The sequence below is a fragment of the Pseudomonas lactucae genome (genome assembly GCF_016937615.1).
In the GTDB taxonomy this organism is placed as follows: Bacteria; Pseudomonadota; Gammaproteobacteria; order Pseudomonadales; family Pseudomonadaceae; genus Aquipseudomonas; species Aquipseudomonas lactucae.
Genome location: NZ_JAFHKI010000154.1, coordinates 1 through 26,299, shown reverse-complemented (window position 1 = coordinate 26,299; position 26,299 = coordinate 1). Strand labels below are relative to the sequence as shown.

Genomic DNA, 26,299 nt, shown 5'->3' with positions numbered 1-26,299 from the left:
CCCTCTGGAAGGGCCGCTGAACATAAAAGAATGTGGCCCAAAAAAGAAAAAATTGGAGCATCACCATAATGAAGGCATTAGGTTTGAAGAACGCTGGCAAGACTCTCCTCGCCTTGTCCCTGATGGGCGCAATGGCGGGCGCGGCCCAGGCGGACGATAAAGTGCTGCACGTCTACAACTGGTCCGACTACATCGCGCCGGACACCATCGCCAACTTTGAAAAAGAGACTGGCATCAAAGTGGTGTACGACGTATTCGACAGCAACGAAACCCTCGAAGCCAAGCTGCTGGCAGGCAAGTCCGGCTACGACATCGTCGTACCGTCGAACAACTTCCTCGCCAAGCAGATCAAGGCCGGTGTCTATCAGGAGCTGGACAAGTCCAAACTGTCCAACTACAGCAACCTGAACACCTCCCTGCTCAAGGCCGTGTCGGTCAGCGACCCGGACAACAAGCACGCCTTCCCGTACATGTGGGGTTCGATCGGCATCGGCTACAACCCGGAGAAGGTCAAGGCCGCGCTGGGCGTGGACAAGATCGACTCGTGGGATGTGCTGCTCAAGCCTGAAAATATCGCCAAGCTCAAAAGCTGCGGCGTGAGCTTCCTCGATTCGCCTACCGAAATGCTGCCGGTGGCGCTGCATTACCTGGGCCTGCCAACCGACACTCAGGATAAAAAACAGCTCAAGCAAGCCGAAGACCTGTTCCTCAAGATCCGTCCTTCGATCGGCTACTTCCACTCTTCCAAGTACATTTCCGACCTCGCCAACGGCAACATCTGCGTGGCCGTGGGTTACTCGGGTGACATCCAGCAGGCCAAGTCCCGTGCGGCTGAAGCCGGTGGCAAGGTCAAAGTGGCCTACGACATTCCGAAAGAAGGCGCCGGTAGCTTCTACGACATGGTCGCCATCCCTAAGGATGCCGAAAACGTCGAGGCGGCCTACAAGTTCATGAACTACCTGCTTGAGCCGAAAGTGATGGCGGCGATCACCGACAGCGTGCGTTTCCCGAACGGTAACGAGAAGGCCACCGCACTGGTCGACAAAGACATCACCAGCGACCCGGGCATCTACCCACCTGCTGATGTGCAGGCCAAGCTCTACGCCATTGCTGACCTGCCCGCTGCCACTCAACGTGAAATGACGCGCAGCTGGACCAAGATCAAGTCCGGTAAATAAGCCGTGATACCTGTGGGAGGGGGTTGCTCCCTCCCACACATTAAATGACAGAAAGTTTTGCCGGATCGGTTTATCGAGGGTAAGTTGCGCGCCGGTTTTGTTGCCGGGCAACAACTTTTAAGGCCCAACTATTTAAGAGGACCTCCACTTGCCAATTTCTTTATTTCGCCAAGCCTTGCTGGTGGGCGCGGGTATCACGCTGGCTGTCAGCGTGCAGGCCGCCCCTACGGTGCATATTTATAACTGGTCGGACTACATCGGCCCCGACACCCTGGCCAACTTCGAAAAGGCCAGCGGTATCAAGCCCGTGTATGACGTGTTTGACTCCAACGAAACCCTGGAAGGCAAGCTGCTGGCCGGGCGTACCGGTTACGACGTGGTGGTGCCGTCCAACCACTTCCTCGGCAAGCAGATCAAGGCCGGGGCGTTCCAGAAGCTGGACCGGTCGCTGCTGACCAACTACGCCAACCTTGATCCGACGCTGCTCAAACGTCTGGAGAAGAACGACCCAGGCAACCAGTACGCAGTGCCGTACCTGTGGGGCACCAACGGCATCGGCTACAACGTCGACAAAGTGAAGCAAGTGCTGGGCGTCGACCATATCGATTCCTGGGCGGTGCTGTTCGAACCGGAAAACATGAAGAAGCTCGCCACCTGCGGCGTGTCCTTCATGGACTCGGCCGATGAAATGCTGCCGGCGGTGCTCAACTACATGGGTCTTAACCCCAACAGCACCAACCCGGACGACTACAAAAAAGCCGAAGAAAAGCTGCTCAAAGTTCGGCCCTACGTGACCTACTTTCATTCTTCCAAATACATCTCGGACCTGGCTAACGGCAACATCTGCGTGGCCGCCGGGTTTTCCGGCGATGTGTTCCAGGCCAAGGCTCGCGCAAGCGAAGCAGGCAAAGGCGTGAACATCGCCTACGTCATTCCGAAAGAAGGCGGCAACCTGTGGTTTGACGTACTGGCGATTCCCAAGGATGCGACCAACGTCAAGCAAGCCCATGCCTTCATTAACTATTTGCTGCAACCTGAGGTCATCGCTCAGGTCAGTGATCAAGTCGGTTACGCCAACCCTAACCCAGGGGCGGACAAACTGATGGAGCAATCGATACGCACCGACGCAGCGGTTTACCCACCGCAGGCGGTTCTCGATCGGACATTCGTCAACTTCGAGCTACCCCCGAACGTGCAACGCTTGATGACCCGTAGCTGGACCAAGGTCAAGACGGGCAAGTAAGGCTCAAACTATCCTGGGTTCGCCCGCCTCGGGCGAACTGCACTGTTTTTTTTGGGAGTTTCGTAAATGGCAGTTGCCTCCGGCGCCTATAAGAAAGCCCTCGAAGGCGACCAGACACCTAAGAAGGTGCTGGTCAAAATCGACCGGGTCACAAAGAAGTTCGACGAGACGATTGCCGTGGACGACGTGTCCCTGGAAATCAAGAAAGGCGAGATTTTCGCCTTGCTCGGCGGTTCGGGTTCGGGCAAGTCCACCTTGTTGCGCATGCTCGCAGGCTTCGAGCGTCCAACCGAAGGTCGTATCTACCTCGACGGTGTGGACATCACCGATATGCCGCCCTACGAGCGGCCGATCAACATGATGTTTCAGTCCTACGCCTTGTTCCCACACATGACCGTGGCGCAGAACATTGCCTTCGGCCTGCAACAGGACAAGATCCCCAAGGCCGAGGTCGACGCCCGCGTGGCCGAGATGCTCAAGCTGGTGCAGATGAGCCAGTACGCCAAGCGCAAGCCGCACCAGTTGTCCGGCGGCCAGCGTCAGCGGGTGGCCCTGGCACGTTCCCTGGCCAAGCGCCCGAAACTGCTGCTGCTCGATGAGCCCATGGGCGCCCTCGACAAGAAGCTGCGTTCGCAGATGCAACTGGAACTGGTGGAGATCATCGAGCGCGTCGGCGTGACCTGCGTGATGGTGACCCACGACCAGGAAGAGGCCATGACCATGGCCGAGCGCATCGCGATCATGCACCTGGGCTGGATCGCGCAGATCGGCAGCCCCATCGACATCTACGAAACGCCTACCAGCCGCCTGGTGTGCGAGTTCATCGGCAACGTCAATATCTTCGACACCCAGGTGGTGGACGACGCCGAAGGCCACGCGGTGCTCAAATGCCCGGACCTGGACCGCGACATCTATGTGGGCTACGGCATCGCCACTGCGGTGGAAGACAAGTCGGTGACCTACGCGATCCGCCCGGAAAAGCTGCTGGTAACCACCGAAATGCCGACCTGCGAACACAACTGGTCCAGCGGCAAGGTGCACGATATCGCCTACCTGGGCGGCCACTCGGTGTTCTACGTGGAGTTGCCGAGCGGCAAGCTGGTGCAGTCTTTCGTGGCCAACGCCGAGCGCCGTGGCCAGCGGCCGACCTGGGGTGACCAGGTCTATGTGTGGTGGGAAGACGACAGCGGCGTGGTGCTTCGCTCATGAACACAAAAAAGCTCAAGCGGCGCTTGCAGCGCATCGTCCCCAGCGGCAAGCAGGTGGTCATCGGGATACCGTTCCTGTGGCTGTTCCTTTTTTTCGCCCTGCCGTTCTTCATCGTGCTGAAAATCAGCTTTGCCGAAGCCGACGTGGCGATCCCGCCGTACACCGAGATCTACACCTACGTCGAGCAAAAGCTGCAGGTGGTACTGAACCTGGCCAACTACAGCCTGTTGGCGGGGGATGAGCTGTACATCTCCGCCTACCTGGGCTCGCTGAAAATGGCGTTCTTCAGCACGTTGCTGTGCCTGTTGATCGGCTATCCGATGGCCTACGCCATTGCCACCGCGCGCAAAGAGATGCAGACCGTGCTGGTACTGCTGATCATGATGCCGACCTGGACCGCGATTCTGATCCGCGTGTATGCGTGGATGGGCATCCTCAGCAACAACGGTTTGCTCAATGGCTTCCTGATGTCCATGGGGCTGATCAACGAACCACTGCAGATCCTCAACACCAACATCGCGGTGTATATCGGCGTGGTCTATTCGTACCTGCCGTTCATGATCCTGCCGCTGTACGCCAACCTGGTGAAGCACGACCAGAGCTTGCTGGAAGCCGCATCGGACCTGGGTTCGAGCACCTTCAACAGCTTCTGGAAGATCACCGTGCCGCTGTCCAAGAACGGCATCATCGCCGGTTGCATGCTGGTGTTTATCCCGGTGGTGGGCGAGTTCGTGATCCCGGAACTGCTCGGCGGGCCGGAAACCCTGATGATCGGTAAAGTGCTGTGGCAAGAATTCTTCAACAACCGTGACTGGCCGGTGGCGTCTGCCCTGGCGGTGGTGATGCTGGCGATCCTGATCGTGCCGATCATCCTGTTTAACCGCAGCCAAGCCAAAGAGATGGAGGGCAAGATATGAAGCGCGTCAGTTTCTCAAGCTTCATGCTGGTGGCGGGGTTGTTGTTCATCTACCTGCCGATGCTGATTCTGGTGATCTACTCGTTCAACGAATCCAAACTGGTGACGGTGTGGGGCGGTTGGTCGATCAAGTGGTACGTGGGTCTGCTGGACAACACCCAATTGATGGGCTCGGTGGCGCGCTCCCTGGAAATCGCCTGCTACACGGCGATCGCAGCAGTGGCCCTGGGGACCTTGGCCGCGTTCGTGCTGACGCGCATCAGCCAGTTCAAGGGCCGCACGCTGTTCGGCGGCCTGGTGACCGCGCCGTTGGTGATGCCGGAAGTGATCACCGGTCTGTCGCTGTTGCTGCTGTTCGTGGCCATGGCGCAGTTGATCGGCTGGCCCCAGGAGCGTGGCATCGTCACCATCTGGATCGCCCATACCACGTTCTGTGCGGCGTATGTGGCGGTGGTGGTGTCGGCGCGTTTGCGTGAGCTGGACCTGTCGATCGAAGAAGCGGCGATGGACCTGGGCGCGCGGCCGTGGAAGGTGTTCTTCCTGATCACCATCCCGATGATTGCACCGTCGCTGGCGGCGGGCGGGATGATGTCGTTCGCGCTGTCTCTGGATGACCTGGTACTGGCCAGCTTCGTGTCCGGCCCGGGCTCGACTACCTTGCCGATGGAAGTGTTCTCGGCGGTGCGTCTTGGGGTCAAACCCGAGATCAACGCCGTGGCCAGCTTGATCTTGCTGGCGGTGTCGCTGGTGACCTTCCTGGTGTGGTTCTTCAGCCGTCGTGCCGAAGAACACCGCAAGAAGGCTATTCAGCAGGCGATTGAAGAAGCCGCCGCCGATGGCTGGCAGCAGCCGGACAAGCGTCGGGCGCCTGCACCGGTCTAACTGTTTGCACGGTCCACATGCGGGAGGGGAAAGCCCCTTCCGCATTTGGCTGCATTCCAAATTCAGTTTTGCGGCGCCGGTTTGAGCGTGTCGTAGGCTTCCAGCGCGCGCAGCGAGTAGATGTACGCCGCGCCGGCGTTCAGTGAGATCGCGGTGGCGAGGGTGGCGGCGACTTCTTCGCGGGTGGCGCCGGCCTTGATCGCGGCGTCGGCATGCACGCCGATGCAGCCATCGCAGCGGGTGGTGATGGCCACAGCGATGGAGATCAGCTCACGGGTCTTGGCGTCGAGTACGTTGTTTTCCTCGGCGGCTTCGCCCAGCGCCATGTAGGCTTTGACCATCTTCGGGTTGCTCTTGCCCAGCGCGCCAAAGGCTTTCTTCACGGTAGGCAGCAAGTCGGACCAGTTATTGAACATTGCGGTTACTCCTGAACAGGTTGGGTGTGAAGCCAGTGTGTGCCGTTCGGGATTCGCGTTATTGTTCAATCCGCTCATCTTTTTGACCGATGCTCGCAAATGAACTCGATCGACATCCTTATCGCGCTGGCCAACCTGCGTGGCAGTCTGGATTTGCGCTGCCAGTTCCAGGGCGAGTGGGCGGTGGACCATGCGCCGGAAGACCTCGGCGTGGCGCCGTATCACATCGTGCTCAGCGGCACTTGCCGCGCCGAGTTATCGGGCGGGCAACAGGTGACCCTGGAGGAGGGCGATATCCTGCTGATGCCCGGCGGTGCCACGCATTTGCTGCGCAGCCAGGGCGCACGGATTCGGCCGATGCAGCCGCGGGTGATCGACGGCGGGGTGCTGCCGATTCATCGCCTGGGCGGCGACGGCCGGAGGTGGACATGCTCTGCGGCAGCTTTCACTACAATCGCCAGTCGTTGTTGCTCGCGGCGTTGCCGGAGTACCTGGTGGTGTCCAGCCGCGCGTGGCAGGCCAATGGGCAACTGACTGCCCTGATTGCGCTGCTGCGCAGTGAGGCGGACGGTCAACAATTGGGTGCGCGAACCTTTATCGATTCGCTGTCTTCAGCATTGTTCACTTTGATCCTGCGCGCCTGGCTGACACGCGAAATACCGCTGGCGGGCACGCTCGCTTTGCTCGCCGACAAGCGCCTGAGCAAGGCCTGGCAGGTGATGCTCGCCGATCCCGGGCATGCGTGGACCATCGACAGCCTGGCCGATGCGGCCAGCATGTCGCGGGCCACCTTTATGCGGGCGTTCGTCAACGTCGCGGGCGTGTCGCCTTGGGTGCTGCTGACTCAGTTGCGCATGGAGCTGGCGTTCAACTTGCTGCGCCAGTCGCGCCTGAGCCTCATCGATATTGCCGCGCGGTGGGTTACCAGTCCCAGGCGGCGTTCAGCAAAAAATTCAAGGAGATCTACGGCGAGTCGCCGGGACGATTGCGCGCACGCCAGTCGCCTGATTGCGTCCCACATGTTTGACCGTTTTCCAAGCGGCTAACGGGCTGGCAGCAGCTTCAACGTACTCCGGGTATTCGCCGTCACTTCCTCATCACTGAAATGCGCCTGTTCGTAGCCACCTTCGATGTAGGTTTGCGCCTGGTCGCTGTAGTGCCGATCGAACGGCACACCGCTTTGTCCCACCGGGTTGATGGTCAGTGCGTGGGCCGCGTCGGCGAAGTCGACCAGTCGCCGGGTCGACGGGCCGTAGGTCACCGGCCAAGGTGCCGGGCCGATATTGGCGGACAGGTTGTTCGGCACCTCATGGCTGCCGGGGGCGGGGAATGGACCGACATTGACGATCCGGTCCAACGGCTTCTGCGAACCCAGCGGGTGACTGTGGGTGAGGGTATGCGCCTTGCCCCATTGCCACTGCGCGGGATTATCGCCGAAGGTGGCCTTCAGATGCGCAAGGCTGTTGTCCCAGGCGAGCTTGACGGTGTCGGCGCGCTTGCCGCCCCACCATGGCGAATTGGCGTCGGCGGCCAGGCGTGGCAGTGCCGCGTCGACCACTCGCGTGCTGATCAGGGTTTTGAACAGGCCGTCGCCCAGCTTGGGGCGAAAGGCCGCGTCGGCCAGGTTGAACAGGAACTGGTTGAACAGCGTAGCGCTGACGGAGTCCAGTGGGTAATCGCCTTTCCAGGCGGCCAGTTGCTCCACCAGCTTCAACTGCGCCGGGTCCTTGACCACTTCACGCAGCACCGGCAACAGCGGCGCCAGCAGGCGCGGGCCGAAGGCGGTGGTGGTGCCCAGTTGCAAGGCCTGGCTGTTGTTCACGTCCCACTTCACGCTTTTGTCGCTCAACTGCGCACTCAACTGCTGGCCCCGGTCGGGCAGGTTGTAATAGCCGGGGATCTCCATGCCGGTGGGTGACGTCGGCTGGGCATTGGCCGACAGCACATAGCCGCGCGTCGGGTTCTCTTCCTGGGGGTTGGCGCTGAACGGGTAGAAGCCCAGCTTGTCAGCCTGGGCAGTGCTGCCATCGAGGATAAAGGCGCCACTGACGCCCGCCGGACGAATCGGCAATTGCGCCGCCGCCCACCAGCCGATATCGCCCTTAGCGTTGGCCCACACGATATTCAAGCCCGGCGCGGAGACCTTGGCCACCGCCGCGCGCGCCTTGGCCAGCGTGTCGGCTCGGTTGAGCTGGTAAAAGCCTTCAAAGATCGGGTTGCGGGTTTCGAGGAACGCCCACCACATGGCGATGGGCGTCTTGCCTGCGCTATCGCCGAGCGCGGCGTTGATGATCGGGCCGTGGGGCGACTGGCGCAGGGTAAGGGTGACCGGCGCCTGGCCCTTGACCGCGATTTGCTGCTCGCTGCTGGTCATGTCGACCCACTGGTCGTGGTACCAGACCTGGTTGGGGTTGTCGGGGTTGGTCTTTTCGGCGATCAGATCGACGTCATCGTTCTGGAACATGGTCAGGCTCCAGCCGAAATCCAGGTTGTGTCCCAGGTACGCCACCGGCGCCAGCACATTGAAATAGCCGTATAGCTCAAAACCCGGCGCCGACAGTTGTGCCTCGTACCACGCCGACGGCACCGAGAAGCGGATATGCGGGTCGCCTGCCAGCAACGGCTTGCCGCTCTTGGTGCGGCTGCCACTGATGGCCCACGCGTTGCTGCCTTCGAACTGCGGCAGGCCGTTGTCGGCCAGCGCCTGTTCGCTCAGGGAAGCAATGGCGCCGAGGGTTTGCCAATCGCTGGCGGCCAGGTTGAGCCCCCCCTTGGGTCGCCACGCCAGGTCGAAGACTTTCAGGTAGTCGCCGCCCAGTTGGTCGCGCACGTAAGTCAGCAATGGCTCGGTGCGGAACGCAGCGGCAAAGCTGTAGGCCATGTACCCGGAGATGCTGATGGTGTCTTCGGCGGTAAACGGACGCTTGGCGATGCCCAGCACATCGAATTCCATGGGGCTGGCGTGGTTGTCCTGATACTGATTGATCCCGTCCAGATAGGCTTGCAGGGCCTTCCACGCGGCGGACTCGTGGTCCATCTGCTCGACGTAGCTCAGCGCGCGCTCACGAATGCGCAGGCTGCGCATCAGCTTGTCGGTTTCCAGCACTTTGGGGCCGAGCACCTCGGCCAGTTCGCCACGGGCCAGACGCCGCATGATCTCCATCTGGAACAGACGGTCCTGGGCATGCACGTAGCCGAGCGCGCGATACAGGTCGGCCTCGTTCTCGGCACGGATGTGCGGTACGCCACGGTCGTCGTAGCGCACGGTGACCGAGCCTTGCAGGTTGGTCAGCGTGACCGTGCCCTGGCGGGTCGGTTGCTTGCTGTAGATGTACCAGCCGGCGCCGAGGGCGATCAGCACCAGCAGGACTGCGAGAATCCGCAAGACGCGCTTCATGAACTTTCCTTACCTGGGTGAGGACCGCGGGCTACTCCCCTTTGGGCCACGAACAATAACAGCCCACCGCCAGGGTATGCGTGGCATTCACCTCGCGTCCGGCGGCAAGGGCTTTCAAGATCGGTTCTATAAAGCTGTTGTTGGCGTTGCACGTCAACCCTTCGCTGTAGGGCCCGAAATACGCAAGCTTGCCCGAACGGTCCCAAATGCCCACGGCAGGGCTGGCCGGTACCTGGTCGGCACCGGGCAGGGCGGTGAGGATTTTCATGTTACGAAGATTGTCAGGCAGTTGGCCGTGGCTGCCGGTTTTTTGCAGGGCATAGAACTCGACCCCTTGGGGAGCGTACTGCTCGATCAGCTCGCCCAAGTGCTGCTGGTTACCGACATTGCATGGGCAGGCCGGGTCCCAGAAGTGCACCAGGCGGATCGGGCCAGGGCCGGCGAGGTCGGCGGGCAGCGTCAAGGGGTCACCGGAAAACACCGCCGTGTGTTCGCTGAAAGCGCGCAGGTAGCGGCCCTGGAACCAGTCATACGCGGCCCACAGCACACCCGCGCAGAGGAGCAGGATCAGGCTGGCGCACAGGGTGGTACGGTAGGGCTGTCGCATTCGGATCTATCCTCGCAGGTCGCGTAGCTTGCCATGCTTGCCTCGACAGATGAATATCGCAGCTCGATATTCATCTTCACCGTCAGTCTGGAAGCCTTTATGCCCGTCACCTTTGACCCCGATCATCTGCGCGACAGCTTGCGACCCCTGGTGGATGCGCAACCGCTCAGCGCCGAGGCGCGGGTCTATCAGCGCTTTTATGGCTTGGACCTGACGGCGCGCAAGGTGCCGGCCACAAGCCGCCTGGGGTGTTTCGAGGTGGATGGGTTCGAGGTGGTGGCGCAGGTGTGGTGGCCGCCCGCGCCAGTGGCGACGATGTTCATGTTCCACGGCTTCTACGACCATATGGGCCTGTACCGCCATGTGGTGGACTGGGCCTTGGACCAGGGCTTCGTGGTGATCGCCTGCGACCTGCCGGGCCATGGTTTGTCCAGCGGCGCACGGGCCAGCATTGATGATTTTGCGGTGTACCAGAACGTTGTGCAGGCGCTGTTCGCACAGGCCCAGGCACTGCAACTGCCGCAGCCCTGGCACCTGTTTGGGCAGAGCACCGGCGGCGCGGTGGTGGTGGATCATTTGCTCCACCATGGCGCCGACAGCCCGGCCCAGGGCAAGACCTTCCTGTTATCGCCGCTGGTACGTCCGCGTGCCTGGGGCTGGTCGCAAGTGAGTTATTACCTGCTGCGGCCGTTCGTCAACGGTATTGCGCGGCGGTTCAGTGAGAACACCAACGACCCTGCATTCAAACCGTTTCTGGAAGCCGACCCGCTGCAGCCGCGCCAACTGCCCACCGCCTGGGTGGGCGCGCTGTTGCGCTGGATCAAGCGCATTGAAACCGCGCCGCGCAGCCCCCGGCGGCCAGTGATCGTGCAGGGCGAGGAAGATATGACGGTGGACTGGCAGCACAATTTGCAGGTGTTGCGGGGTAAGTTTGATCAGCCTGAGGTGTTGATGCTCAAGCGCGGTCGGCACCATTTGGCGAATGAGATTCCCGAGATTCGCGATGAATATTTCAGCTTTCTCACGGATCAACTGAAGTAACACAATCCAAATGTGGGAGGGGGTTACTGCGTCAGGCTTGAAGTGCTCTGGCCAACAGCCAAGCCTGCCCGAATCGCCGCCAGCGCCGCCTGGTAATACACCTTACCCTCCGGTGACTCCGCAAACGTTGCGAATTCTTCCAGCTCCGGGTCGGACAAATCCCGATAGACATACAACAGCGTGTTGTTCAGATCATTGCCAATCTGCTGCATCAACCGCTCGCGTTGACCATTCAACATGCCCTGTGCCTGACCGCCGCCCAACAGGCCCGGGATCATCTGGCTCAAACTGTCAGCGGCCACACCGGCAATCGCCAGGCTCACCTCTGCGCCGGCTTCGCGGGCGGGCAGGGCCTGGGCCAGGTGGCCGATGATCAGGCTGCGGGTGGCGTCGGCCTGGATTTTCGGCAGGCCCTGGGCGTTTTTCGCCAATTGGTCGCGGCGGGTGGCGAGCAACTCGGCGGCAACGATCTTGCGGCCCAGCGGCGACTGGAAGAACGCGAGGGCGGGTGCGGGGTCCGCCAGGTGCTTGCGCAGCTGCGCTTCGGCCCGTTGGTCCATGGCTTGTGCGGCAAAGCGTGTATTGCTGTTGTCCACCAGCGCCTGATACACCGCCGGCGGCAGGCTATTGCGGTAGCGCTGCTGGGCGGCACTCAGGGCGTCATTGAAATGCGCACGTTGTTCGGCCCAGCCGGCGACCTTGTACAACTGGTCATGGCCGTCTGCCCAAGCGGGCAAAACGCAGAACATCAGCAAGGAAAAAAACAAACGACGCATATGGACTCCTGTCAGTCGGCCACTATTGTCCGTGTCGGGCGTAGGATTTGTCGAGAAGTCCTATCAGTCACCTGACTAAAGTGTGTTTGGGTGCTCGACGGCGCTGTCGGATTTACGGGTGTATGGATACTATGCGCGCCATGCACATACCCCTTGATCACCCTCTGTTGCAACGCATTGTCGACGACCTCGCCGAAAAAGGCTGGTCGCAGCAAAACGGCTTCCTGCCCCAGGCTCTGACCCTGGAATTGGCGGCTGAGTGCCGTAAACGTGCAGCTGAAGGTGAGTTGGCCCCGGCGGCAGTAGGGCGTGGCCCGGCCCAGGAGATTCGCGAGGGCATTCGCGGCGATCATATCCAGTGGCTGGAAGAGGATGATGCCGCCGTCTGCGGGACCTATATGGCATTGATGGACAGCCTGCGCCTGGCGATGAACCGTGACTTGTTCCTCGGCCTGGAAGATTTCGAAAGCCACTTCGCCCTGTACCCGCCAGGGTCGTTCTATCTCAGGCACCTGGACCGCTTTCGTGACGATGACCGGCGCACGGTGTCGGCAGTGGTCTACTTGAACGACGCCTGGCTGCCCGAACAGGGTGGCCAGTTGCGCATGTACCTCAAGGATGGCGTTGAATACGATGTAGTGCCCACGGGGGGATGCCTGGTGGTGTTCCTGTCCGGTGAAGTGCCCCACGAAGTCATGCCTGCGACGCGCGAACGCCTGTCCCTCACCGGCTGGTTTCGTCGGCGGGGCAACGAGCCCTTTTAAACATGCAAAAGATACTGGTCAGCCGCTGCCTGCTCGGACACAAGGTGCGCTATGACGGCGGCGCCAGTGGGCCGTTCGATCAACTGGCGGCGTGGCAGGCCGAAGGCCGCGTGGTTGCGATCTGCCCGGAAGTGGCGGGCGGCTTGCCAACGCCCAGGCCCGCTGCCGAGATTCTCGGTGGGCAGGGCGTCGAGGTGTGGCAGGCGCGCGCCAAAGTACTTACCGCCGAGGGCGAAGACTTCAGTGCCGCCTTCCTCGAAGGCGCTCGCCAGGCCTTGGCCCTGGTGCAACGCCACAACATCCGTATCGCCATCCTCAAGGCCAACAGCCCGTCCTGCGGCAACCTGCTGACCTATGACGGCACCTTCAGCGGCGTCAAGGTGACTGGCGAAGGCGTTACGGCGGCGCTGCTCAGGCGCCACGGCGTGCAGGTGTTCAGTGAGCTGGAGTTGCCCGAGGCGCAGTCCATCTCTCAAGTCTTGAATAGACCAAATGTGGGGGCTTGCTCCCACATTTAACCTATTCAGCCTTGACTGCAGCGGTGTCGCCCTCAAACCACTTCTGCGACAGCGCCTTCAGCCGGCCATCGTCCCTCACCCGCTTCAACGCCCCATCCAAACTGCTCTTGAACGCCGGGTTGCCCTTCTGGAACGGGATCGCCAGCTCAGGTTTCTCGTGATAAACCGCGCTGAAATCGAACTGATCCTCAAGCTCGGCAGTCTTAGCGATATGGTTGATGGCCACGTCATATTTGCCGGTGGCTACACCGGGGAGCATGTCGGCCTCATCGGTGGTGATAAACGAGGAACGCACGTCCATTTCCTTTGCCAGCAGTTCACCCAGCTCGACTTCAAAGCCAGTGAGTTTGTCGCCTTCCTTGAAATTGTAGGGCGGGGTGTTGGCTTCAAGGGCAATGCGCAGTTCACCGCGATCATTGACGTCGTCGATCAGTTCGGCATGAGCCAAGGGGCTCAGAAGGGGCAGCAAAAGTAACAGGCCAGGCGAAAAGCGCATGGTCACTCCTAAAGAATTCGAATGTGCGAGGCGCCGTTCAGCATCGCTTTGCTAGGGTGGTGAGTGCCTTGGACAGCAATTTATCGCGAAGTTGTCATAACCCTACAGATTTCACAGAAAAACTGGAGAAGCGAATGAAAGCCCTTTTGTCCCGTGCAACGATTGCCAGCCTGCTGCTGGGTGCTTCGATGTTGGCCACTGCCGCCGACGGCATCCCGCGCAGTGCACCGCCTGAAGGCGCCAAAGTCTTTATCGTGTCACCCAAGGACGGCGCCACTGTCGATAAAACCTTCACCGTGAAATTCGGCATGGAAGGCTTGAAGCTGGCCCCGGCCACTGACCAGACCGCCGGCACCGGCCACCACCATCTGCTGATCGACCAGAAAGCGCTGCCTGACGCCAGCGTACCGATCCCGGCCACCGACACTGTAATTCACTACGGCAAGGCCCAGACCGAAACCGAACTGACCCTGACCCCAGGCAAGCACACCTTGCAACTGGTGGCCGGCGACAAACTGCACATGCAGTTCAACCCGACAGTCGCCTCGAAAGTCATCACGGTGATCGTCAAGTAAGCGTTATCCAGACAAAAAAATGGGAGACCCCCACGGGTCTCCCATTTTTTGTGCGGCGTTTAAAGCGTTAGAACAACACACGGCTACGGATAGTGCCGTTGATGTGCTGCAGCTTCTCTTGCGCCAGGTCCGAGTACTCGGCGTCGACGTCGATCACCACGTAGCCGACCTTCTCGTTGGTCTGCAGGAACTGACCGGAGATGTTGATGCCGTTTTCCGCGAAGACCTTGTTGATCTCCATCATCACGCCAGGAATGTTCTGGTGGATGTGCAGCAGGCGGTGCTTGCCAGGGTGAGCCGGCAGGGCCACTTCGGGGAAGTTCACGGACGATACCGACGTACCGTTGTCGCTGTACTTGACCAGTTTCTCCGAGACTTCCAGGCCGATGTTGGCCTGCGCTTCAGCGGTGGAGCCGCCGATGTGCGGGGTCAGGATCACATTGTCCAGGCCACGCAGCGGGCTTTCGAAAATGTCATCGTTGGAGCGTGGCTCCACCGGGAACACGTCGATGGCGGCGCCGATCAGGTGCTTGTCCTTGATCGCGTCGGCCAGGGCGTCCAGCTCGACCACGGTGCCGCGTGCAGCGTTGATCAGGATGCCGCCTTTCTTGATGGCGCGGATTTCCTTCTCGCCGATCATCCACTGAGTCTCAGCGGTTTCCGGAACGTGCAGGGTGACGATGTCGGACATGCCCAGCAGCTCGGTCAGGCTCGACACTTGCGTGGCGTTGCCCAATGGCAGCTTGGTCAGGGTGTCATAGAAAAACACCTGCATCCCCAGGCCTTCCGCCAGTACCGACAACTGCGTGCCGATCGAGCCGTAACCGACGATACCCAGCTTCTTGCCGCGGATTTCGAAGGAGTTGGCCGCGCTTTTGATCCAGCCGCCACGGTGGCAGGAAGCGTTCTTCTCAGGGATACCGCGCAGCAGCAGGATGGCCTCGGCCAGCACCAGCTCCGCGACGGAACGGGTGTTGGAATACGGTGCGTTGAACACCGCGATGCCGCGCTCGCGCGCTGCGTTGAGGTCGACCTGGTTGGTGCCGATGCAGAAACAGCCGACCGCCACGAGTTTCTTGGCGTGATCGAAGATCTCTTCGGTCAGCTGAGTGCGGGAGCGAATGCCGATGAAGTGCGCGTCGGCGATCTTTTCCTTGAGCTGGGCTTCCGGCAGAGAACTGGTGATGTACTCAATGCTGGTGTACCCGGCGGCTTTCAGAACGTCGACAGCCGATGGGTGGACGCCTTCCAGAAGAAGGAACTTGATCTTGCTCTTATCGAGAGAAGTCTTGCTCATCTGCGTAAACCTGTATCCCGGAGAAAATTGGCAGGGAGTCGAGCAGCGCAAGCTGACCCGGACGGCAGGAAAGCCGTCACCGCAGAAACGCCCTTGGGCTCTGTCCTGCGGGGGCGGTATGCTAGCATACGCGCCCCGCTAACACTCATTCCTGCGACGTGAAGCGTTCTCAGGATGACCATGAATTGTTCGAGAGTTCTGTCGATGACCCATCCTGCCCTGATTGATGAGCTAAAGACCCTGGTTGAGCCCGGCAAAGTGCTGACCGACGCCGACTCCCTGGAGGCTTACGGCAAGGATTGGACCAAGCACTTCGCACCCGCGCCCACCGCTATCGTCTTCCCCAAGACCACCGAGCAGGTCCAGGCCATTGTGCGTTGGGCCAATGAACGCAAGGTGGCGCTGGTGCCGTCGGGCGGGCGTACCGGGCTGTCGGCTGCGGCGGTGGCGGCCAATGGCGAAGTGGTCGTGTCCTTCGACTATATGAACCAGATCCTCGACGTGAACCTCACCGACCGCACCGCTGTGTGCCAGCCAGGCGTGGTCACCAAGCAGTTGCAGAACGTCGCCGAAGAAAACGGCCTGTACTACCCAGTGGATTTCGCATCGTCCGGTTCCAGCCAGATTGGCGGCAATATCGGCACCAATGCCGGCGGGATCAAGGTGATTCGCTACGGCATGACCCGTAACTGGGTAGCCGGCATGAAAGTCGTCACCGGCAAGGGCGATGTGCTGGAGCTGAACCGCGACCTGATCAAGAACGCCACCGGCTACGACATGCGCCAGCTGTTCATCGGCGCCGAGGGCACCCTGGGTTTTGTGATCGAAGCGACCATGCGCCTGGACCGTGCGCCGAAGAACCTCACCGCCATGGTGCTGGGCACCACCGATTTCGACTCGATCATGCCGGTGCTGCACGCCTTCCAGAGCAAGCTGGACCTGACTGCCTTCGAATTTTTCTCGGACAAGGCCCTGGCCAAAGTCCTCGGCCGTGGCGATGTGCCGGCGCCGTTTGAAACCGAGTGCCCGTTCTACGCGCTGCTGGAATTCGAGGCCACCACCGAAGAAGTCGCCAACCACGCCCTGGAAACCTTCGAGCACTGCGTCGAGCAGGGCTGGGTGCTGGATGGCGTGATGAGCCAGAGCGAAACCCAACTGCACAATCTGTGGAAGCTGCGCGAGTACATCTCCGAAACCATCTCCCACTGGACACCGTACAAGAACGACATCTCGGTCACCGTCTCCAAAGTGCCGGCGTTCTTGAAGGAAATTGACGCCATCGTCGGCGAACACTACCCGGACTTCGAAATCGTCTGGTTCGGCCATATCGGTGACGGCAACCTGCACCTGAACATCCTCAAGCCGGAAAACCTGAGCAAGGACGAGTTCTTCGCCAAGTGCGCCACCGTGAACAAGTGGGTGTTCGAGACCGTCGAGAAGTACAACGGCTCGATCTCCGCCGAACACGGCGTGGGCATGACCAAGCGCGATTACCTGACCTACAGTCGCTCCCCGGTTGAAATCGAATACATGAAGGCCGTCAAAGCGGTGTTCGATCCGAACGGGATCATGAACCCGGGCAAAATCTTCGCTGTTTAACCGCCCCTGAAGGAGTCGTTTCATGAGCTACCAGCACAAGTATGTCGACGGCACCAACATCCATTTCCCGGTGGGTAAAGTGGTGTGCATTGGGCGTAACTACGCCGAACATGCCAAGGAACTGGACAACCCGGTGCCAACCGAGCCGTTGCTGTTCATCAAGCCGGGCAGTTGCGTGGTGCCACTGGACGGTGGTTTTGCCATCCCGACCGAGCGCGGTTCGGTGCATTACGAAGCGGAAATTGCGGTATTGATCGGCAAACCGCTGTCGAACAAGCCAAGCCGTGAAGAAGTACTGGATGCCATCTCCGGTTTCGCACCGGCTTTGGATTTGACCCTGCGCGACAAGCAAGCCGAGTTGAAGGCCAAGGGCCTGCCGTGGGAAATCGCCAAGTCCTTCGACGGCGCGGCGGTGATTGCACCTTTTGTGGTGAGCAGCACCTTTGCCGACGTCACCGATATCGGCATCCGCCTGACCATCAACGGTGAAGTGCGTCAGGACGGCAACAGTGCGCAGATGCTCAACCCCATCGTGCCGATGATCCAGCACATGGCCGGCTGCTTCTCGCTGCAGGCCGGCGATGTGATTCTCACCGGCACGCCGGCCGGCGTAGGCCCGTTGAATGTAGGTGATGACCTGGTGCTGGAATTGACCGGCGTAAACCGCTTCGAAAGCAGCGTTCGCTAAGCACCTGACCAAACACGGTCAAAACTGTGGGAGGGGGCTTGCCCCCGATTGCGGTGTGTCAGCCCAGGATTTTTTCGACTGAACCACTGCATTCGCGAGCAAGCCCGCTCCCACAGTTGATTGCGTACGGCTGCTGAATCCAGGTCTTTGCATTTTTTTCACACACCATCCGGATAATCCTCAGCCTCCAGCGCGCGGGCCCGTTGATCCTGTGCTATCACCTAACGCTGACTTTCCGGAAAAGCGCCCAATGGCCGTGTCCCTGCCCTCCGCCACACCTAAGCCGCGTTCTCGTTTTGCCCTGCGCTGGTATTCCTGGCTGTTTCTGTGCGGCGCCGTTGTGTACGGCCTCGCCTGGGCCATGCATTGGGATGATCGCGGTGTGCTCTGGGTGCTGGAGCGTTTTGAAACTTCCGCCGAACGCGGCGAAAGTGTGTGGCTGCCGGACTATCACGCCGTCATCGACGCCAAGGTGTTGCCGGGTATGGAGAAGGATGAGGCTTCGGACGTCTCCTACAATCCGCAGACCAAAACTCTGTTTTCCGTGATGGGCAAAAACCCGTTTCTCGTTGAGTTGAGCCTGCAAGGCGATGTGCTGCGCAAGATGCCACTCAATGGCTGGGACAACCCGGAAGGCGTGACGGTGATGGAAAACGGCCTGATGGCAATCGTCGATGAGCGCCAGCACACCCTGACCATCGTCAAGGTCGATGCCACCACTCAGCAACTCACCAAAGCCGACTTCCAGAGTGTCGACCTGGGCCCCTCCAAAAACCAGAACAAAGCGTTTGAAGCCGTCGCGTGGGACAAGCGCGGTCAACAGCTTGTATTGGGCGAAGAGCGCCCGCCGGCGTTGTTCACCTGGAAAAGCGATGGCAGCCAGCCCCTGGTTGGCGACAAGCAAAAACTGGCGAGCAAGGAATTGGATATGCGCAACCTCTCGGCCCTGGCTGTCGACCCGCGCACCGGACACCTGTTGGTGCTGTCGGCCGATTCCCATCTGTTGCTGGAGCTGAACGAGAAGGGCGAACAAGTCAGCTTCATGACCCTGCTCGGCGGCTTCAACGGCCTCAAGAACACCATCCCGCGCGCCGAGGGTGTGACCATGGACGAGAGCGGCACCCTGTACGTGGTCAGTGAGCCGAACCTGTTCTATCGTTTCGAAAAGCAGAAGTAGCACACCGAATACGTCGGATAGTTCTCCAGTTGCGGCATTCGCCAGACAGACGGGCGCGTTTAAGTTTAAATTCAGACCGGCGTGATATTTATTCGCCACTTTTGATTTTGAGCCCGCCCCATGCGTCGACTAACTCGCCCCAAACCCCTTCTGAGCATACTTGCGCTGATCGCCCTGATCAGCGCCGGGGCCGTTGCGCAGCATTTTCGCCTGTTCGAGCGCGCCTGGTTCAATCTGCAGGCCTGGCGCCAGCCGGCGGATGCGCGTTCCATTGGCTTGGCGGATTACCGGGTCGTCCTGGAGGCCCAGGTGATTGAGGGGCTTGACGACGATGTCTCGGCCCTCACCTATGACCCGGTGCGCAAAAGCCTGTTTACCGTCACCAATAAAAACGCCGAGCTGATCGAGCTGTCCCTGCAGGGCAAGATCCTGCGCCGTATTCCCCTGGTGGGCTTTGGCGACGCCGAGGCGGTGGAGTTCATCAGCGACAACATCTACGTGATCACCGATGAGCATCAGCAGCGTCTGATCAAGGTGCATGTCGACGATGACACCCGCTTTCTCGACGCCGCCGATGCCGAACAAATGACCCTGGGCGTGCACGTCGGTGGGAACAACGGGTTCGAAGGGTTGGCCTATGACTCGGTGGGCAAGCGCCTGTTCGTGGCCAAGGAGCGCGACCCGATGCTGATCTACGAGGTTCGCGGTTTTCCCCATTTCAAACCGGAAAAAACCTACTCGGTGCACGTGATCAACAACCCCAAGCGTGACGCAGGGCTGTTTGTTCGCGACCTGTCGAGCCTGCAATACGACGAGCGCAGCGGTCATCTGCTGGCGCTGTCGGATGAGTCGTTTCTGGTGTTGGAGCTGGATATCGACGGTCGCCCGCTGAGCAGTCTGTCTTTGCTCAATGGGCGCCACGGCCTGAAAAAGCGCGTCCCGCAGGCCGAAGGGATCGCCATGGATGACGAGGGTACGTTGTACCTGGTCAGTGAGCCGAACCTGTTCTATGTCTTCAAGAAACCAACACCCTGAGACACCACCGATCAAAAACGTGGGAGGGGGCTTGCTCCCACATTTGGTTTTGCATCAGGCCTTGAGGGTTTTTACGCCTTCGCAAGTGCCGAGCAGCAGCACATCGGCCGGACGCGCCGCAAACAACCCATTGGTGACCACGCCGACGATCGCATTGATCTGCGTCTCAAGCTCCACCGGGTTGGTGATCTGCATGTTGAACACATCAAGGATGATGTTGCCGTTGTCGGTCAACACACCTTCGCGGTACACCGGGTCGCCGCCCAGTTTCACCAGCTCGCGGGCCACATGGCTGCGGGCCATCGGGATCACTTCCACCGGTAGCGCAAATGCGCCGAGGACCGGCACCAGCTTGCTGGCGTCGGCGATGCAGATAAACGTCTTGGCCACGGCCGCGACGATCTTTTCACGGGTCAGGGCCGCGCCGCCGCCCTTGATCAGGTTCAGGTGCGCGTCGCTTTCATCGGCACCGTCGACGTAGAACTCCAGGTCGCTCACGGTGTTGAGCTCGTACACCGGAATGCCGTGGCCCTTGAGGCGCGCGGCGGTGGCTTCGGAACTGGCCACGGCGCCATCGAATGCGCCTTTGTGCCGGGCCAGCGCATCGATAAAGCAATTGGCGGTGGAGCCTGTGCCGACACCGACGATGCTCTTGTCGTCGAGCTTGGGAAGGATTAAATCGACGGCGGCCTGGGCCACTGCCTGTTTGAGTTGATCCTGGGTCATGCGGGCTCCGGAACGGGCGGGGAGTTATCGAGGCGCGCGAGTATAACCCAACAAAACCTCGGGATTCGTGTGGTCGTACGGCTAAAAGCCGGGTTAGACTCCTCGGCCCTGCCCAACCCGCCCAGTGATTCCGCCGATGCTTGAACACTACGTCAAAAAGATCCTCACCTCGCGCGTTTACGACGTCGCCGTAGAAACCCCGCTGCAGACCGCCCGCCAGCTCTCCGAGCGCCTGGGCAACAAGGTCTGGCTCAAGCGCGAAGACTTGCAGCCGGTGTTCTCGTTCAAGATTCGCGGCGCCTACAACAAGTTGACCCAGTTGAGCGCCGAAGAACGTGCGCGTGGCGTGGTCACCGCCTCGGCGGGCAACCATGCACAGGGCCTGGCGCTGGCGGCCAAGGTGCTGGGGGTCAAGGCCACCATCGTGATGCCCAAGACCACCCCGGAGATCAAGGTCGAAGGCGTGCGCTCGCGTGGCGGCAAAGTGGTGCTGCACGGTGACTCCTTCCCGGAAGCCCTGGCCTACTCGCTCAAGCTGGTCGACGAAAAAGGCTACGTCTACATTCACCCTTACGATGATCCGCACACCATTGCCGGGCAGGGTACCGTGGCGATGGAGATCCTGCGCCAGCACCCGGGACCGCTGGACGCGATTTTCGTACCGGTGGGCGGCGGCGGGCTGATCGCCGGCATTGCGGCGTACGTGAAATACCTGCGGCCCGAGATCAAGATCATCGGCGTAGAGCCGGACGATTCCAACTGCCTGCAAGCCGCGATGGCGGCGGGCGAACGCGTGGTGTTGCCGACGGTCGGGATCTTTGCCGATGGCGTGGCGGTGGCGCAGATCGGCCAGCACACCTTCGATATCTGCAAAGACTATGTCGATGAAGTGATCACCGTAAGCACCGATGAAATCTGTGCGGCGATCAAGGATATCTACGACGACACCCGCTCCATCACCGAACCGGCGGGCGCCCTGGGTGTGGCGGGCATCAAGAAGTACGTGGAAACCCGGGGTGTCAGCGGCCAGACCTTTGTCGCCATCGACTCCGGCGCCAACGTCAACTTCGACCGCCTGCGCCACGTGGCCGAGCGCGCCGAGCTGGGTGAAGGCCGCGAAGCCATCATCGCCGTGACCATTCCCGAGCAGCCGGGCAGCTTCAAGGCGTTCTGCGAGGCCGTGGGCAAGCGCCAGATCACCGAATTCAACTACCGCTACCACTCCGGCAGCGAGGCGCACATCTTCGTTGGCGTGCAGACCCATCCGGAAAACGATCCGCGCAGCGCACTGATCGCCAGCCTCACCGAGCAGGGTTTTCCGGTGTTGGACCTGACGGAGAACGAGCTGGCCAAGCTGCACATTCGCCATATGGTTGGCGGGCATGCGGCGCACGTCAGCAACGAAGTGGTGTTTCGCTTCGAATTTCCGGAGCGCCCGGGGGCGCTGTTCAACTTCCTGAACAAGTTGGGCGGGCGCTGGAACATCTCGATGTTCCACTATCGCAACCACGGCGCCGCCGACGGCCGTGTGGTCGCTGGCCTGCAAGTACCGGCGAGCGAGCGTCACCTGGTGCCGGCCGCGTTGGAAGCCATTGGCTACCCGTACTGGGATGAGAGCGATAACCCGGCCTATAAACTGTTCCTCGGTTGAGCGACTACGCTGATTGAGGCGCGGCCTTTAAGGAAGACGACACATGGAAACCCTGACCACCCTGAAAGTTATCCACATCGCGGCCACCGTGGTGTTACTGCTCAGCGGCCTCGGCCTGGCGCTGCTGGCCTGGCGCAAACGCAGTGCCGGCGCGGCGGTGACCGTGCAGCGCCGTGGGCGTTTGTGTGGTTGCTGATGGGCATTTGCGTGGTGAGCATGCCGTTCACCGGCTGGTGGCTGGTGCACCTGACTGGCTGGCCGCTGGGGCAGACCTGGATCCTGGGCTCCAGCCTCCTCTACACCGTCGCGGCGCTGGCCTGGTTCTGGCTGGTAGCGCGGCTTAACCGCCTGCGCAAGGGGGAGGGTGGCAGTCTGAATTTCACCCTGGTACTGGCGGTGGTCAGCCTGGTGGGGTTTGTGGTGATTGCGGGGCTCATGGGGGCCAAGCCGGTTTAAGTTGAGACCGTGTCGGCCTTATCGGGGGCTTGCCCCGATGGGCCATCAGCTACGCAGCGTAATCACCGGCCAGCCGCGCCGTTCAGCCTCAGCGCGAAGATTGGGGTCCGGATCCACCGCAACCGGGTGCGTCACCTGCTCCAGCAACGGCAGGTCATTCATCGAATCGCTATAGAAATAGCTGTCTTCCAGGCTATGCCCAGTCTCTTCGAGCCAACGATTCAAGCGCGTCACCTTACCCTCGCGAAAGCACGGCACATCGGTACTGCGCCCGGTATAGCGGCCGTCTTCCATCTCACACTCGGTGGCGATCAGGGTTTCGACACCCAGGCGTGCGGCAATTGGCGCGGTGACGAAACGGTTGGTGGCGGTGATGATCACCAGCTTGTCGCCGGCGGCACGATGCTTGGCCAGCAGTTCTACGGCCTTGGGTAGCAGGATCGGCTCGATGCAGTCGCGCATGTAGTCGTTGTGCCACTCATCCAACTGGGCCATCTCGGTGCGGCCGAGGATTTCCAGGCAGAAGTTCAGGTAGGCGGCGTTGTCCAGGCGGCCCGCCAGATAATCCTGATAGAACTCGTCGTTGCGAGCCTTATAGGCTACGGCGTCGAGAATCCCGCGTTCGCACAGGTAATCGCCCCACGCGTGGTCGCTGTCGCCGCCGAGAAGGGTGTTGTCCAAGTCGAATAAAGCCAGGCGCATTGCAGTTACTCGCTGAAAAGTCTGTAAAAAGACGTCCAGAATACGGTCTTTTCACAAGAGTGCACATAAGCTAAGAAGCCTCGTTGCCGCTGGAACAACCTTTGTGGAACAATGCGGCGACATGCGTTTGCGAGGTTGTTGCCGTGATCGACCCCGATGGTTTCCGTCCTAATGTCGGGATTATTCTTACGAATGATGCCGGACAGGTGCTATGGGCTCGCCGAATCAACCAAGATGCCTGGCAGTTTCCTCAAGGTGGAATCAACCCCGACGAAACCCCTGAAGACGCCTTGTACCGTGAGTTGAATGAAGAAGTCGGCCTTGAGCGTGAAGATGTGCAAATTCTGGCCTGTACCCGTGGCTGGTTGCGCTATCGTTTGCCGCAACGCCTGGTGCGTACCCACAGCCAACCGCTGTGCATCGGCCAGAAGCAGAAATGGTTTCTCCTGCGCCTGATCTCCAACGAGCAGCGGGTGCGGATGGATTTGACCGGTAAACCGGAGTTCGATGGCTGGCGCTGGGTCAGCTATTGGTACCCGTTGGGCCAGGTGGTGACATTCAAGCGCGAGGTTTATCGTCGCGCTCTCAAAGAGCTTGCCCCGCGCCTATTAGCGCGCGACTGACGACGGAGTTCGACCCCGAGCCATGCTCAATACGCTGCGCAAGATCGTCCAGGAAGTTAACTCCGCCAAGGATCTCAAGGCGGCGTTGGGGATTATTGTGTTGCGCGTCAAGGAAGCCATGGGCAGCCAGGTCTGCTCGGTTTACCTGCTGGACCCAGAGACCAACCGTTTTGTGCTGATGGCCACGGAGGGCTTGAACAAGCGCTCCATCGGCAAGGTCAGCATGGCGCCCAATGAAGGGCTGGTTGGCCTGGTGGGGACGCGTGAAGAACCCCTGAACCTCGAAAACGCGGCCGATCACCCGCGTTATCGCTACTTTGCCGAAACCGGCGAAGAGCGTTACGCCTCATTCCTCGGCGCACCGATCATTCACCACCGCCGCGTCGTCGGCGTGTTGGTCATCCAGCAGAAAGAACGCCGTCAGTTCGATGAAGGTGAAGAAGCCTTCCTCGTGACCATGAGCGCACAGCTCGCCGGGGTTATTGCCCACGCTGAAGCCACCGGCTCGATTCGTGGCCTGGGCCGTCAGGGCAAGGGCATCCAGGAAGCCAAGTTCGTCGGTGTGCCGGGTTCGCCGGGCGCCGCCGTCGGTACGGCCGTGGTCATGTTGCCGCCGGCGACCTTGATGTGGTGCCGGACAAATCCGTCGACGACATCGACGCCGAAATCAAACTGTTCAAGACCGCCCTGGAAGGCGTGCGCGCCGACATGCGCAACCTGTCGACCAAGCTGGCCACCCAACTGCGTCCCGAAGAGCGTGCGCTGTTCGACGTATACCAGATGATGCTCGACGACGCGTCCCTGGGTAACGAAGTCAAGACCGTGATCAAGACCGGCCAGTGGGCCCAGGGTGCGCTGCGCCAAGTGGTGTCCGATCACGTCAACCGTTTCGAATTGATGGACGACGCCTACCTGCGCGAGCGCGCCTCGGATGTGCGCGACCTCGGTCGCCGTCTGCTGGCGTACCTGCAGGAAGACCGCTCCACCAACCTGGTCTATCCCGACAACACCATCCTGATCAGTGAAGAGCTGACCGCCACCATGCTCGGCGAAGTGCCTGAGGGCAAACTGGTGGGCCTGGTCTCGGTACTCGGTTCGGGCAACTCCCACGTCGCGATCCTGGCCCGCGCCATGGGCATTCCGACGGTGATGGGTCTGGTGGACCTGCCGTACTCCAAGGTCGACGGCATCGACATGATCGTCGATGGCCATCGTGGCGAAGTGTTTACCAACCCCAGCGAAGTACTGCGCAAGCAATACGCCGAAGTGGTTGAAGAAGAGAAACAACTGGCGCTGGGCCTCGATTCATTGCGCGAACTGCCGTGCGTGACCACCGATGGCCACCGGGTGCCGTTGCTGGTGAATACCGGGCTGTTGGCTGACGTGGCGCGTGCGCAGCAACGTGGCGCCGAAGGCGTGGGGCTGTATCGCACCGAAGTGCCGTTCATGATCAACCAGCGCTTCCCGAGCGAGAAGGAGCAGTTGGCGATTTATCGCGAGCAACTGCAAGCCTTCCACCCGCTGCCGGTGACCATGCGCAGCCTGGACATCGGCGGTGACAAGTCCCTGTCGTATTTCCCGATCAAGGAAGACAACCCCTTCCTCGGCTGGCGCGGCATTCGCGTCACCCTCGACCATCCCGAGATCTTCCTGGTACAGACCCGCGCCATGCTCAAGGCCAGCGAGGGGCTGAACAACCTGCGTATTTTGTTGCCGATGATCTCCGGCACCCATGAGCTGGAAGAGGCCCTGCACCTGATCCATCGTGCCTGGGGTGAAGTTCGCGACGAAGGTGCCGACGTACCGATGCCGCCGATTGGCGTGATGATCGAAATCCCGGCAGCGGTTTACCAGGCCAAGGAACTGGCGCGGCAGGTGGACTTCCTGTCGGTGGGCTCCAACGACCTCACTCAATACCTGCTGGCCGTGGATCGCAACAACCCACGGGTGGCCGATCTCTACGACTACCTGCACCCGGCGGTGCTGCAAGCGCTGCAACACGTGGTGCGCGACGCCCATGCCGAAGGCAAGCCGGTGAGTATCTGCGGTGAAATGGCCGGTGACCCGGCGGCGGCGGTGCTGTTGATGGCAATGGGCTTTGACAGCCTGTCGATGAACGCCACCAACTTGCCGAAGGTGAAGTGGATGCTGCGCCAGGTTGAACTGAGCATGGCCAAGGACCTGCTGGCCGAGCTGATGACCATCGACAACCCGCAAGTTATCCACAGCTCGCTGCAGTTGGCGCTGAAGAATTTGGGGCTGACGCGGATGATCAACCCGGCCTCTGCCAAAACCTTGTAACCGACGCAGATTAAAATGTGGGAGGG

General features: G+C 60.7%; 23 protein-coding genes and 3 pseudogenes. 18 read left to right on the top strand and 8 right to left on the bottom strand.

Annotated elements, in window-relative coordinates; translation table 11 throughout:
- Positions 1-83: 83 nt before the first annotated feature.
- The 5 genes from JWR98_RS24680 to JWR98_RS24660 all read left to right on the top strand — a co-directional run bounded on the left by JWR98_RS24680 (position 84) and on the right by JWR98_RS24660 (position 5,428).
- Positions 84-1,178 (top strand): polyamine ABC transporter substrate-binding protein, encoded by a 1,095-nt coding sequence (locus JWR98_RS24680; RefSeq protein WP_078735248.1) that lies wholly within the window; start codon positions 84-86, stop codon positions 1,176-1,178.
- Positions 1,179-1,326: 148 nt separating this feature from the next.
- A complete protein-coding gene (locus tag JWR98_RS24675) occupies positions 1,327-2,421 on the top strand; it encodes a polyamine ABC transporter substrate-binding protein (RefSeq protein ID WP_078735121.1) in 1,095 nt (364 codons plus the stop codon).
- Between the two features lie 66 nt (positions 2,422-2,487).
- Complete coding sequence (locus JWR98_RS24670) at positions 2,488-3,630, top strand: ABC transporter ATP-binding protein (protein ID WP_003176776.1); 1,143 nt, start codon at positions 2,488-2,490, stop codon at positions 3,628-3,630.
- Positions 3,627-4,547, top strand: a complete 921-nt coding sequence (locus tag JWR98_RS24665) for an ABC transporter permease subunit (RefSeq protein ID WP_078735120.1) — start codon at positions 3,627-3,629, stop codon at positions 4,545-4,547. The genes JWR98_RS24670 and JWR98_RS24665 overlap by 4 nt, the downstream gene beginning before the upstream one ends.
- On the top strand, positions 4,544-5,428 hold the full coding sequence (locus tag JWR98_RS24660) for an ABC transporter permease subunit (protein WP_078735119.1): 885 nt from the start codon (positions 4,544-4,546) through the stop codon (positions 5,426-5,428). The genes JWR98_RS24665 and JWR98_RS24660 overlap by 4 nt, the downstream gene beginning before the upstream one ends.
- Before the next feature lie 62 nt (positions 5,429-5,490).
- Here the strand turns inward: JWR98_RS24660 and JWR98_RS24655 are convergent, their stop codons facing one another.
- Complete coding sequence (locus JWR98_RS24655) at positions 5,491-5,844, bottom strand: carboxymuconolactone decarboxylase family protein (protein WP_003176771.1); 354 nt, start codon at positions 5,842-5,844, stop codon at positions 5,491-5,493.
- Between the two features lie 99 nt (positions 5,845-5,943).
- Here JWR98_RS24655 and JWR98_RS29840 point away from each other — a divergent pair.
- Positions 5,944-6,871 (top strand): annotated as a pseudogene (locus JWR98_RS29840) (AraC family transcriptional regulator).
- A gap of 15 nt (positions 6,872-6,886) precedes the next feature.
- On the opposite strand, the gene JWR98_RS24645 reads toward JWR98_RS29840, so the two are convergent.
- Positions 6,887-9,241, bottom strand: coding sequence for a penicillin acylase family protein (locus JWR98_RS24645; RefSeq protein WP_205491456.1), 2,355 nt, complete (start codon positions 9,239-9,241; stop codon positions 6,887-6,889).
- Positions 9,242-9,272: 31 nt separating this feature from the next.
- The gene (locus tag JWR98_RS24640; protein ID WP_078735116.1) at positions 9,273-9,848 is read right to left on the bottom strand and encodes a DUF6436 domain-containing protein; all 576 of its coding nucleotides are present in this window, start codon (positions 9,846-9,848) and stop codon (positions 9,273-9,275) included.
- 99 nt (positions 9,849-9,947) lie between these two features.
- On the opposite strand from JWR98_RS24640, the gene bipL reads away from it, so the two are divergent.
- Positions 9,948-10,889 carry a phospholipase BipL gene (bipL, locus tag JWR98_RS24635; protein ID WP_205491462.1) on the top strand — a complete coding sequence of 314 codons (942 nt, stop codon included), beginning with the start codon at positions 9,948-9,950 and terminating at the stop codon, positions 10,887-10,889.
- 23 nt (positions 10,890-10,912) lie between these two features.
- Here the strand turns inward: bipL and JWR98_RS24630 are convergent, their stop codons facing one another.
- Positions 10,913-11,665: a DUF2059 domain-containing protein gene (locus tag JWR98_RS24630; RefSeq protein ID WP_078735114.1), complete on the bottom strand. Its 753-nt coding sequence runs from the start codon at positions 11,663-11,665 to the stop codon at positions 10,913-10,915.
- Positions 11,666-11,796: 131 nt separating this feature from the next.
- On the opposite strand from JWR98_RS24630, the gene JWR98_RS24625 reads away from it, so the two are divergent.
- On the top strand, positions 11,797-12,429 hold the full coding sequence (locus tag JWR98_RS24625) for a 2OG-Fe(II) oxygenase (protein WP_042945439.1): 633 nt from the start codon (positions 11,797-11,799) through the stop codon (positions 12,427-12,429).
- 2 nt (positions 12,430-12,431) lie between these two features.
- Positions 12,432-12,947, top strand: a complete 516-nt coding sequence (locus JWR98_RS24620) for a 2-thiouracil desulfurase family protein (RefSeq protein WP_205491454.1) — start codon at positions 12,432-12,434, stop codon at positions 12,945-12,947.
- 1 nt (position 12,948) lies between these two features.
- Here the strand turns inward: JWR98_RS24620 and JWR98_RS24615 are convergent, their stop codons facing one another.
- Complete coding sequence (locus tag JWR98_RS24615) at positions 12,949-13,443, bottom strand: transporter substrate-binding domain-containing protein (protein ID WP_078735112.1); 495 nt, start codon at positions 13,441-13,443, stop codon at positions 12,949-12,951.
- 134 nt (positions 13,444-13,577) lie between these two features.
- Here JWR98_RS24615 and JWR98_RS24610 point away from each other — a divergent pair, with 134 nt between their 5' ends.
- Positions 13,578-14,018, top strand: a complete 441-nt coding sequence (locus JWR98_RS24610) for a DUF4399 domain-containing protein (protein WP_078735111.1) — start codon at positions 13,578-13,580, stop codon at positions 14,016-14,018.
- A gap of 67 nt (positions 14,019-14,085) precedes the next feature.
- Here the strand turns inward: JWR98_RS24610 and serA are convergent, their stop codons facing one another.
- Positions 14,086-15,315 carry a phosphoglycerate dehydrogenase gene (gene serA, locus JWR98_RS24605; RefSeq protein WP_003176761.1) on the bottom strand — a complete coding sequence of 410 codons (1,230 nt, stop codon included), beginning with the start codon at positions 15,313-15,315 and terminating at the stop codon, positions 14,086-14,088.
- A 204-nt stretch (positions 15,316-15,519) separates the two neighbouring features.
- On the opposite strand from serA, the gene JWR98_RS24600 reads away from it, so the two are divergent.
- The 4 genes from JWR98_RS24600 to JWR98_RS24585 all read left to right on the top strand — a co-directional run bounded on the left by JWR98_RS24600 (position 15,520) and on the right by JWR98_RS24585 (position 19,814).
- Entirely contained in the window at positions 15,520-16,914 is a 1,395-nt protein-coding gene (locus tag JWR98_RS24600) for an FAD-binding oxidoreductase (protein WP_078735110.1), read from the top strand.
- Between the two features lie 22 nt (positions 16,915-16,936).
- Positions 16,937-17,602, top strand: a complete 666-nt coding sequence (locus JWR98_RS24595; RefSeq protein WP_205491453.1) for a fumarylacetoacetate hydrolase family protein — start codon at positions 16,937-16,939, stop codon at positions 17,600-17,602.
- Between the two features lie 250 nt (positions 17,603-17,852).
- Positions 17,853-18,779: an SdiA-regulated domain-containing protein gene (locus JWR98_RS24590; RefSeq protein WP_078735108.1), complete on the top strand. Its 927-nt coding sequence runs from the start codon at positions 17,853-17,855 to the stop codon at positions 18,777-18,779.
- A gap of 120 nt (positions 18,780-18,899) precedes the next feature.
- A complete protein-coding gene (locus JWR98_RS24585) occupies positions 18,900-19,814 on the top strand; it encodes an SdiA-regulated domain-containing protein (protein ID WP_205491452.1) in 915 nt (304 codons plus the stop codon).
- 54 nt (positions 19,815-19,868) lie between these two features.
- On the opposite strand, the gene rpiA is transcribed toward JWR98_RS24585, so the two are convergent.
- Entirely contained in the window at positions 19,869-20,540 is a 672-nt protein-coding gene (gene rpiA / locus JWR98_RS24580) for a ribose-5-phosphate isomerase RpiA (RefSeq protein ID WP_078735106.1), read from the bottom strand.
- 136 nt (positions 20,541-20,676) lie between these two features.
- On the opposite strand from rpiA, the gene ilvA reads away from it, so the two are divergent.
- Together ilvA and JWR98_RS24570 are read left to right on the top strand one after the other, a co-directional pair.
- Entirely contained in the window at positions 20,677-22,191 is a 1,515-nt protein-coding gene (gene ilvA / locus JWR98_RS24575) for a threonine ammonia-lyase, biosynthetic (RefSeq protein ID WP_042945428.1), read from the top strand.
- Positions 22,192-22,234: 43 nt separating this feature from the next.
- Positions 22,235-22,647 (top strand): annotated as a pseudogene (locus tag JWR98_RS24570) (DUF2269 family protein).
- 45 nt (positions 22,648-22,692) lie between these two features.
- On the opposite strand, the gene JWR98_RS24565 reads toward JWR98_RS24570, so the two are convergent.
- Positions 22,693-23,349, bottom strand: a complete 657-nt coding sequence (locus JWR98_RS24565; RefSeq protein WP_078735104.1) for a histidinol-phosphatase — start codon at positions 23,347-23,349, stop codon at positions 22,693-22,695.
- A gap of 143 nt (positions 23,350-23,492) precedes the next feature.
- Here JWR98_RS24565 and JWR98_RS24560 point away from each other — a divergent pair, with 143 nt between their 5' ends.
- Together JWR98_RS24560 and ptsP are read left to right on the top strand one after the other, a co-directional pair.
- Positions 23,493-23,972, top strand: coding sequence for an RNA pyrophosphohydrolase (locus JWR98_RS24560; protein WP_003176750.1), 480 nt, complete (start codon positions 23,493-23,495; stop codon positions 23,970-23,972).
- Positions 23,973-23,994: 22 nt separating this feature from the next.
- Positions 23,995-26,273, top strand: a pseudogene (gene ptsP / locus JWR98_RS24555) (phosphoenolpyruvate--protein phosphotransferase).
- Positions 26,274-26,299 lie beyond the last annotated feature (26 nt).

What these genes read in the sequence shown, in the direction of transcription:
- serA (WP_003176761.1), bottom strand. Translation starts at nt 15,315, where the DNA reads ATGAGCAAGACTTCTCTCGATAAGAGCAAGATCAAGTTCCTTCTTCTG.
- JWR98_RS24630 (WP_078735114.1), bottom strand. Translation starts at nt 11,665, where the DNA reads ATGCGTCGTTTGTTTTTTTCCTTGCTGATGTTCTGCGTTTTGCCCGCT.
- JWR98_RS24585 (WP_205491452.1), top strand. Translation starts at nt 18,900, where the DNA reads ATGCGTCGACTAACTCGCCCCAAACCCCTTCTGAGCATACTTGCGCTG.
- JWR98_RS24660 (WP_078735119.1), top strand. Translation starts at nt 4,544, where the DNA reads ATGAAGCGCGTCAGTTTCTCAAGCTTCATGCTGGTGGCGGGGTTGTTG.
- JWR98_RS24595 (WP_205491453.1), top strand. Translation starts at nt 16,937, where the DNA reads ATGAGCTACCAGCACAAGTATGTCGACGGCACCAACATCCATTTCCCG.
- JWR98_RS24565 (WP_078735104.1), bottom strand. Translation starts at nt 23,349, where the DNA reads ATGCGCCTGGCTTTATTCGACTTGGACAACACCCTTCTCGGCGGCGAC.
- JWR98_RS24670 (WP_003176776.1), top strand. Translation starts at nt 2,488, where the DNA reads ATGGCAGTTGCCTCCGGCGCCTATAAGAAAGCCCTCGAAGGCGACCAG.
- JWR98_RS24600 (WP_078735110.1), top strand. Translation starts at nt 15,520, where the DNA reads ATGACCCATCCTGCCCTGATTGATGAGCTAAAGACCCTGGTTGAGCCC.
- JWR98_RS24620 (WP_205491454.1), top strand. Translation starts at nt 12,432, where the DNA reads ATGCAAAAGATACTGGTCAGCCGCTGCCTGCTCGGACACAAGGTGCGC.
- ilvA (WP_042945428.1), top strand. Translation starts at nt 20,677, where the DNA reads ATGCTTGAACACTACGTCAAAAAGATCCTCACCTCGCGCGTTTACGAC.
- JWR98_RS24625 (WP_042945439.1), top strand. Translation starts at nt 11,797, where the DNA reads ATGCGCGCCATGCACATACCCCTTGATCACCCTCTGTTGCAACGCATT.
- JWR98_RS24590 (WP_078735108.1), top strand. Translation starts at nt 17,853, where the DNA reads ATGGCCGTGTCCCTGCCCTCCGCCACACCTAAGCCGCGTTCTCGTTTT.
- JWR98_RS24645 (WP_205491456.1), bottom strand. Translation starts at nt 9,241, where the DNA reads ATGAAGCGCGTCTTGCGGATTCTCGCAGTCCTGCTGGTGCTGATCGCC.
- JWR98_RS24615 (WP_078735112.1), bottom strand. Translation starts at nt 13,443, where the DNA reads ATGCGCTTTTCGCCTGGCCTGTTACTTTTGCTGCCCCTTCTGAGCCCC.
- JWR98_RS24655 (WP_003176771.1), bottom strand. Translation starts at nt 5,844, where the DNA reads ATGTTCAATAACTGGTCCGACTTGCTGCCTACCGTGAAGAAAGCCTTT.
- rpiA (WP_078735106.1), bottom strand. Translation starts at nt 20,540, where the DNA reads ATGACCCAGGATCAACTCAAACAGGCAGTGGCCCAGGCCGCCGTCGAT.
- JWR98_RS24610 (WP_078735111.1), top strand. Translation starts at nt 13,578, where the DNA reads ATGAAAGCCCTTTTGTCCCGTGCAACGATTGCCAGCCTGCTGCTGGGT.
- JWR98_RS24665 (WP_078735120.1), top strand. Translation starts at nt 3,627, where the DNA reads ATGAACACAAAAAAGCTCAAGCGGCGCTTGCAGCGCATCGTCCCCAGC.
- bipL (WP_205491462.1), top strand. Translation starts at nt 9,948, where the DNA reads ATGCCCGTCACCTTTGACCCCGATCATCTGCGCGACAGCTTGCGACCC.
- JWR98_RS24640 (WP_078735116.1), bottom strand. Translation starts at nt 9,848, where the DNA reads ATGCGACAGCCCTACCGTACCACCCTGTGCGCCAGCCTGATCCTGCTC.